The 6,785-nt window shown below is 46.6% G+C and carries 6 protein-coding genes; all 6 read left to right on the top strand.

Annotation, left to right across the window (positions count from 1 at the left end):
• The coding region (locus tag ACJROR_RS12625; protein WP_406547346.1) for a hypothetical protein at nucleotides 1-1,010 on the top strand (1,010 nt) is incomplete at its 5' end.
• Between the two features lie 495 nt (nucleotides 1,011-1,505).
• The gene (locus ACJROR_RS12620; protein WP_406038747.1) at nucleotides 1,506-3,167 is read left to right on the top strand and encodes a hypothetical protein; all 1,662 of its coding nucleotides are present in this window, start codon (nucleotides 1,506-1,508) and stop codon (nucleotides 3,165-3,167) included.
• A 238-nt stretch (nucleotides 3,168-3,405) separates the two neighbouring features.
• Complete coding sequence (locus ACJROR_RS12615) at nucleotides 3,406-4,029, top strand: hypothetical protein (protein WP_406547345.1); 624 nt, start codon at nucleotides 3,406-3,408, stop codon at nucleotides 4,027-4,029.
• Nucleotides 4,030-4,227: 198 nt separating this feature from the next.
• Entirely contained in the window at nucleotides 4,228-4,665 is a 438-nt protein-coding gene (locus ACJROR_RS12610) for a tetratricopeptide repeat protein (RefSeq protein ID WP_406038751.1), read from the top strand.
• Between the two features lie 366 nt (nucleotides 4,666-5,031).
• Nucleotides 5,032-5,733: a nicotinamide riboside transporter PnuC gene (pnuC, locus tag ACJROR_RS12605; protein WP_406547343.1), complete on the top strand. Its 702-nt coding sequence runs from the start codon at nucleotides 5,032-5,034 to the stop codon at nucleotides 5,731-5,733.
• A 72-nt stretch (nucleotides 5,734-5,805) separates the two neighbouring features.
• A partial coding sequence (locus ACJROR_RS12600) for an AAA family ATPase (RefSeq protein ID WP_406547341.1) occupies nucleotides 5,806-6,785 on the top strand: 980 nt, incomplete at its 3' end.

Raw genomic sequence — 6,785 nt, 5'->3', positions numbered from 1 at the left:
ATGTGGAGATCGGGAATGAAAGGCTGCATTTTATCAAAAAGCACTATGAGACCATGATCATGGACACGCCTCCGGCAGAGCGGCCCCGGAGCGTCGCTGAACTTAAGAATCTGCTGGCATGCCGGATCCAAAAGGGCCGGGAGATTATCAAGGCGGTGTATGCCGGACAGGGGCATCGTTATGAAACCTCCCTCCGCAATGCAGCCTGTGTGACTCTGGCCTTTCATGCCGCCACGGTAAAGAAGGGCGAGTACAATGATCGGGGAGCCTTCTCCGTGCAGGATCCCGACGGCTATCTGTATCAGTGGCTGGATAAGTGCAAGGAGGTCTATCTGAGAACCTCCACTCATGCCAGGGCCTATCATCACAAGACGGTGGATGGCCACATGAATATGCCACGGGGCATTGATATTCCCAGGAACATGGGCGGACTTATGGGCGGCATGAGAACCTTTCATTACTTCAGCCTTCCCGCAGAGAACAGAGAGGATCGCCGGCTGTTTCTTAAATGCGAAACCCATGGCATTTACAACAGCACCATCAGCGATGAAGAGATAGAAAAGTCCCGGGTTTCAGGAATGCAGGTTCGGAGGGAAAGACCCAGTGATAAGTCGGAATCCATGAAGCATTGCATGTCTCTGGTGACATCAATCGGAAGAAGGGGCCCCGGGTACGGCAACCGCAAGGAGATTTTCCCGAAACATCTGGCGAATGGCTTGAGCGAAGTTCAGGATAAGCTGAGAAAAGCCGGATTTGTCAAAGAGGCTGAGGATCTGGCGGAGGGGGTGGCCGGCAAAGCTAACGGAGGTATCCGGGCGCTGGCTGAGAATGCTGATAAGGTGGTGAAGCAATCTTACCACAGCGAGGAGGTATATAACATCATGAGCGATTTCCTCGGTCAGGTCGAGAATTATGCGAATGAAACCGATGAGGAAGGCAATGCGCTGCGTTCCGGCCGCACTGAAGGGCGTATCGGCAACGAAGTGATGCTGGATATGGATGAATTCTGAGAGGTAAAGTCTCTGGTTTAAGCTGTCCCCGGAGTCCCGGTTTTTTAGGGATTTCCGGGGACTTTTCTGTTTTCGGTGTCAGGCGGGGAAGTTCTTTTGCCGGCGGGGGGTTCCCGGTCTTGGGTCTTGATATCAAAATGAATCTCTGCTGTTCTCTTTTCTTCATTTGCCATTCCCGCGCCATTCATTCTGAATCGCTCTGTTGTAGAATAGACATGATTCCTCTGACATGCATGACAGTTCGGGCGATGACAGTTTGAGCTCCGGCGGTTAAGTCATCCCTCTTGCGAGGTTACGCTAATCCTCTCCGCCCGAACCTGCTGTTTCACTGCAAAAGTCAGGGATGGCTTTTGATGATATTAACCGTAATGCCCGCCGCCTGATTCTAACCGCATTGACTCCATCGGAAAGTAAAGTCTGAGAGCAAAGAAGAGAGTAAAAGGTCTGAAATTATCGGCTTAGCGGATCGAACAATTGAAACTGCGGCCAAAGCTCATGTTTATCGTCTATCAGGAGAAAAACGGAATTCTGTATGCAACCCTGACGAAATCTGTTCGGAAGGGCGCAGCCGTTTCAAAAGAATACATCAATCTCGGAAGAGTGATTGATAAGGAAAGGGGCGTTTACCAGAACCGGAAAAGAGGTGTTTTTACCTATGATCCGGTAACAGACGCATACGGAGTTTGTCCAGAGGATATAACCCTTCCAAAAGCGGGGCAAAGAGGAGAAAACTGCGCGGCAGGGCGTGAGCAGCATGCGCTTCCGGTGCTCAGATTCGGTGACATATTCTTCTTCGATGCTTTTCTGAAGCAACTCGATTTCTATGAGATCATAGACGCCATCCCCTATGACAATAAAGATACGCTGCATGCTTTGGTGGCATTTTATGCATTGTCTCCGCTGGCAAATTGCGGAATTCAGGACTGGTATGAACTCAGTTATGCCAGGGTTCTTTACCCGAATGCGGTCTTGTCACCTCAGGGGATCAGCGAGCTTCTTGCCAAGATTGGCAGGGAAGAATGCAAACGGGCTTTTTTGAGCAGGTATTATGAGTATGTAAAAAAATGCCAAAGGCAGGATAAGAAGGGACGGCAGGATAAGAAGGGAGATTTGGGATTAAAGGAAGATTTTGGAGTAAAAAAAGAGATTGATGACGCCATTCTGATAGATTGCGCCGGACTTTCAAATGATATAAATATGGCGGTTACCGGTTTTTACAGCCATAACGGAAATATCAGCGCTGAAGGGAGATTTATATGCGCAGTTCAGCAAAAAACCGAACTTCCCTTGTTTTTTAAATATGAAGCTGAAAATGCAATTGATTCCGCAGCTGTAAAAAGATCAATTGAAGAAATGAAAGAGTTGGGGATTAATACCGAATTTGCTCTTCTCGACTCCGGATATTACAACGGGATTAATGCTGATATCCTTATGGATGCCGGCATTTCCTTTATCTCCCGAGTCGGAACAAATCACCGTATTTTTACCAGTGCTTTCAGAGATTTGCGCAAGGATCTTGAAAGCGCGGAAAATCTGGCGCGGCATAACGGCAGGGTTTACTTTATTGCTGAGACTAAAGTAAAAACAGGAAAGAACAAAGATCGTGACGCATATGGATATTTTTGCCTTGATACTGCGTTGAGAAACGAAAGTCAAAAAATGATCCATGCGGAGTTAGCCGATGAAGATACGGAAGACGCTAAATTATATGATGCCATGCAGACGGCGGGATTATTTATGCTGGTATGCACCAGAAATATAGAAAAACAAAATCTTTTAGAGCTGTATTTTACAAGGCATCAGGCTGCAGAACTTTTTAAAACAGGCAAGGGCGGAGGAAAAATGCTTCCGGCCGGCGCTGAATCGGAAGAAATCATCAGAGGCCTTTTTCTGATCACGTTCATAGCTTCGGTAATTTTAAAACTGCTGCGAGAGCGCTTATCGAATACAGAATACAGTCCGGAAATAATTTTTTCAGTGCTGCAATATCAGATTGTTCAGCTGTTTCCTGAATATCTGTTAACCTCTGAACCGGCAAAAAAGATGACCGAAATTTATTCTCATTTTAAAATAAAATGTCCTGCCAGGATTGCGTACCCACCCAGTGAAGATGAGCTGAAGCGAATGCAGGCTGAACCGCAGGGGCAAGCCAGCTGAGCAGTAAGATTGCGGTCAGAATCAGGCAGCGGGAACTGCGGGTTAAGGCTCCGTTTAAATCCGTATTAAACTTCCCAAAAAGAAGTTTCTAAATCCGGTATTCCGGTTTGCCTTTATATCAAAGAAGAAATAAAATGCGCTTTTTTCAGTTCGGTTCTGTATGCAATGATGAATTAAGCAAGATGCTAAAATATTAAATACATTATAAAATAATAATTTAATAACCTGGGGTGCTAAAATGAAGGCCTTTGAATGGATACCAAATAAATCCATCGGTGATTTATGCTTTAACATGACAAAGGAAGAGACCAGAAGGGTAATGAAGGATGCCGTTTATACGCCGTGGTTCAGCGGAAGATCAGACATTTATAAAGACTATAGCATACGTTTGGATTTTGATGATAACCGCCTTCTCAAAGCAGTTGAATTTTTGGGAATTGAAAGGGGTTTTTTTCAGGTTTTGTATAACGGAAGAGTAATATATCCCAAAACCGTAAATACCTTTTTCAAGATTTTTGACAAGAGCATGTTTAAGCAAGATCCTGATGATCCAAAATCATTTCAGTGTAATAAATTGAACATCACTGGCACCTGGAATTATGATCACGGCCCTGCTCTTTTGGTGGGAAGAGAGCATTATCTGGATGAAAGCGATGAATCTCTCATAGTTCATGACATTCTTGATGACCTGTCATTCAAACTGAAACCGGGAATGACCCGGGATGAAACCAGGATAATTCTTCATGAAATGTCCGATAAATTAGAGGTTTACGGGCAGGCTGATGTTTACGCCAAGTATCTTATAGTCAAATTTGATAATGATGACAGAATGATGTCATATAAATACCACTTCCGGTTCTGATTTTAACGATTTTCTGTTTTAAAACAGCGCCTGCCGGAACCGGGGCTGGTATTCGCAAAGTGATCATGAATGCGCTAAATCCTGCGGAAAAAGCGCGGAAGCTAAAAATTACAGAAAACACCAGATCAAACTTCTCGATTTTTGCGCCAGACTCATAGATAATTATGCCTGAATAAAACGCAAATACGGAGACTGCTCATGCAGATAAAACCACTGTTATTTTTAACTGCTGTCATCTGCTTTATTGTTTTGAAAATTGCCTGTACTGCAGATGATGAACACTTTCAGTGTTATAGGTTATATGATTCTAAAAAGTACAGCGAAGCTCTTCCTATGTGTGAGAAATCCTGCAACCTGAATAATGGAATAGCATGTTTCATTCTTGGATTTATGTATGAATTTGGTAAGGGCGTAGCACAGGACTACCAGCAGACAAAAACATACTATGATAAAGCCTGCAACCTGGATTTTGACGAAGGATGCTCCATGCTTGGAATTCTTTACGAGACTGGGAAAGGTGTAGGACAGAATTTTCAGATGGCAAAAGAATACTATGGCAAGGCTTGTGATTTAAAAGGTCACGTGAATCAGTCGGATTGTAAGCGCTACACGGAGTTAAAAGAAAAGGGCTATTAAGGCTTTTTTATACTGCGGCGCTCAAACAAGGTTGTTGCATTGAAAATTACCATCTGACAATAAACTGTCATAGAACATTCCGTTCCTGATGACCCGTCATTAAAACTTAGGCCGGGAATGCAGCGGGAGGAAACCGGAATAATTCTTCATGAAATGTCAGATAAATCAGCGGTTCAGGGACAGACTGATGTTTACGCCTGGTATATTAAGTTAACTTTGACAATGATGACATGATGGTGTCTGTAAATTTCCATTTCAGTCAGGTTCTGATTCCGGCAATTTCTTATGCGAAAACAGCGCCTGCCGGAACCGGGCGGGAACCCGATTATGTATGGCATGTTCCCGGCATGATGACGGAGGGATAACATGGGCTTAGGATATGCTCTCAGAAAGGAATTTTCCGGATGGAAGCCATGGCAGGTCTTATGGATGGCGTTTTCGGTAGTGACCATTCTCGCCATCTCTTTTTACCAGCGGGAGAGTCTTATTGGCATTCTGGCGGCGGTTTCCGGGGTTATTTGCGTCATCCTCTGCGGTATGGGCCGGGTGTCCAGCTACATTTTCGGGACGGTAAACACGCTTCTTTACGCCTATATTGCCTATAAGGCCCGCTACTACGGCGATGTCATGCTGAACCTGCTCTACTACTTTCCCACCAATCTTCTGGGCTGGTACCTATGGAGCCGTAACCTGAATGACGCTACCAATGCGGTCATTATGAAAAGAATGACCTTAAAGCAGGTATTCTGGCTCTTTCTTTTCTGCGTTGCTTCCGTTACCGCCTACGGCTTTTTCCTGCAGCTTATCGGCGGCAATCTCCCCTTTGCGGACAGCATGACCACCGTGCTTTCGGTAATCGCCCAGATCCTCATGATTAAGAGATTTGCCGAGCAGTGGCTGATCTGGATTGCGGTGGATATCGTGTCGGTCATTATGTGGGTCATCGCGCTTAACGGAGAGGGCGCCAGCATTGCCGTGCTCCTTATGTGGATCGTCTTTCTGGTGAATGCCGTTATTATGTTTGTTAACTGGCTGAAACACTCCTCCCGGGAGGGGTACTCCGGTTAAGGAGCTCAAAAATCCGGCGCAAAAAGCCGGCTGCTTCCGTTTGAACTCTGTTTGCGTCTGAAGGGAATAATCATGACTGACAAGAAGACTGTATCCCCCTGCCAATCCTCCGGAATGATGCCGGAGGGAAAGGTTTCTGGTTCTGCGGATTCCCTGAATGCCGGGGGCAAGGAGATTGTTAATCATAACCAAAGCATTAACGCTGCCGTCACTAACACCGCAGGAATTAACAGCAAACGCTATGCCGCTGGCATGTACGGGGGCTGCTTTAATCCCCTGCATCTGGGGCACCTGGAATGCATTATCCGGGCGGCCGGACTCTGCCGGGAGCTTTACATCGTGATTTCCTATAGGGAGCATCCCTCTGATATCCCCCTGAGAGTGAAGATCCGCTGGCTGTACACCCTGACTAAGCATCTCGGTAATGTCCGCTTCATCCCGCTTCCCGACAAGGTTACCCGGAAGGAGGATTACACCCGGGATCTTTGGCTTGAGGATGCCAGCAAGGTTCGGGCGGAGATCGGAAAGCCTCTTAACGCGGTGTTCTGCGGCAGCGACTATGATGAAAACAGCTTCTGGCATGTCTGCTATCCCGAGGCAAAGCTTATGGTGTTTCCCCGGAGCCAGTACAGCTCCACCGCCATCAGAAACGATATCTATGGCCACTGGGACTGGATGCCCCGGATTGTGCGGTCATACTTTGTGAAGAAGGTGCTTATTATCGGCGGGGAATCCTCCGGAAAATCCACCCTCACGGTAAACCTCGCTCATTACTTCAATACGGTGTATCTCGAAGAAACCGGCCGGGATCTCTCCATGCTGTCAGGCACTGACGCCTGGATGCTGGGAGAGGATTTCACCCGCATTCTCCTGGAGCATAAGGACAGGGAGATAAGACTGCAGGATGAGGCCGACAAGGTGCTCTTTATTGACACTGACTGCCTCATTACCCGCTTCTTCCTGGATTTTCTGGGGGCTGGTGCTGGTGCCAGCGCGGCAGCAGAGGATACCGCCCGGAATCAGCGGCTTTCCGATGCCATTTCCGATCTGAA

It is taken from the genome of Succinimonas sp., assembly GCF_045225735.1.
GTDB lineage: Bacteria > Pseudomonadota > Gammaproteobacteria > Enterobacterales > Succinivibrionaceae > Succinimonas.
Note: the sequence above shows the minus strand (reverse complement) of the source record. Positions and strands in the feature narration are given on the sequence as shown.

Excerpts from the sequence above, each read along its gene's own strand:
- ACJROR_RS12620 (WP_406038747.1), top strand. The coding sequence starts at position 1,506 with ATGTTTATCGTCTATCAGGAGAAAAACGGAATTCTGTATGCAACCCTG.
- ACJROR_RS12615 (WP_406547345.1), top strand. The coding sequence starts at position 3,406 with ATGAAGGCCTTTGAATGGATACCAAATAAATCCATCGGTGATTTATGC.
- ACJROR_RS12610 (WP_406038751.1), top strand. The coding sequence starts at position 4,228 with ATGCAGATAAAACCACTGTTATTTTTAACTGCTGTCATCTGCTTTATT.
- pnuC (WP_406547343.1), top strand. The coding sequence starts at position 5,032 with ATGGGCTTAGGATATGCTCTCAGAAAGGAATTTTCCGGATGGAAGCCA.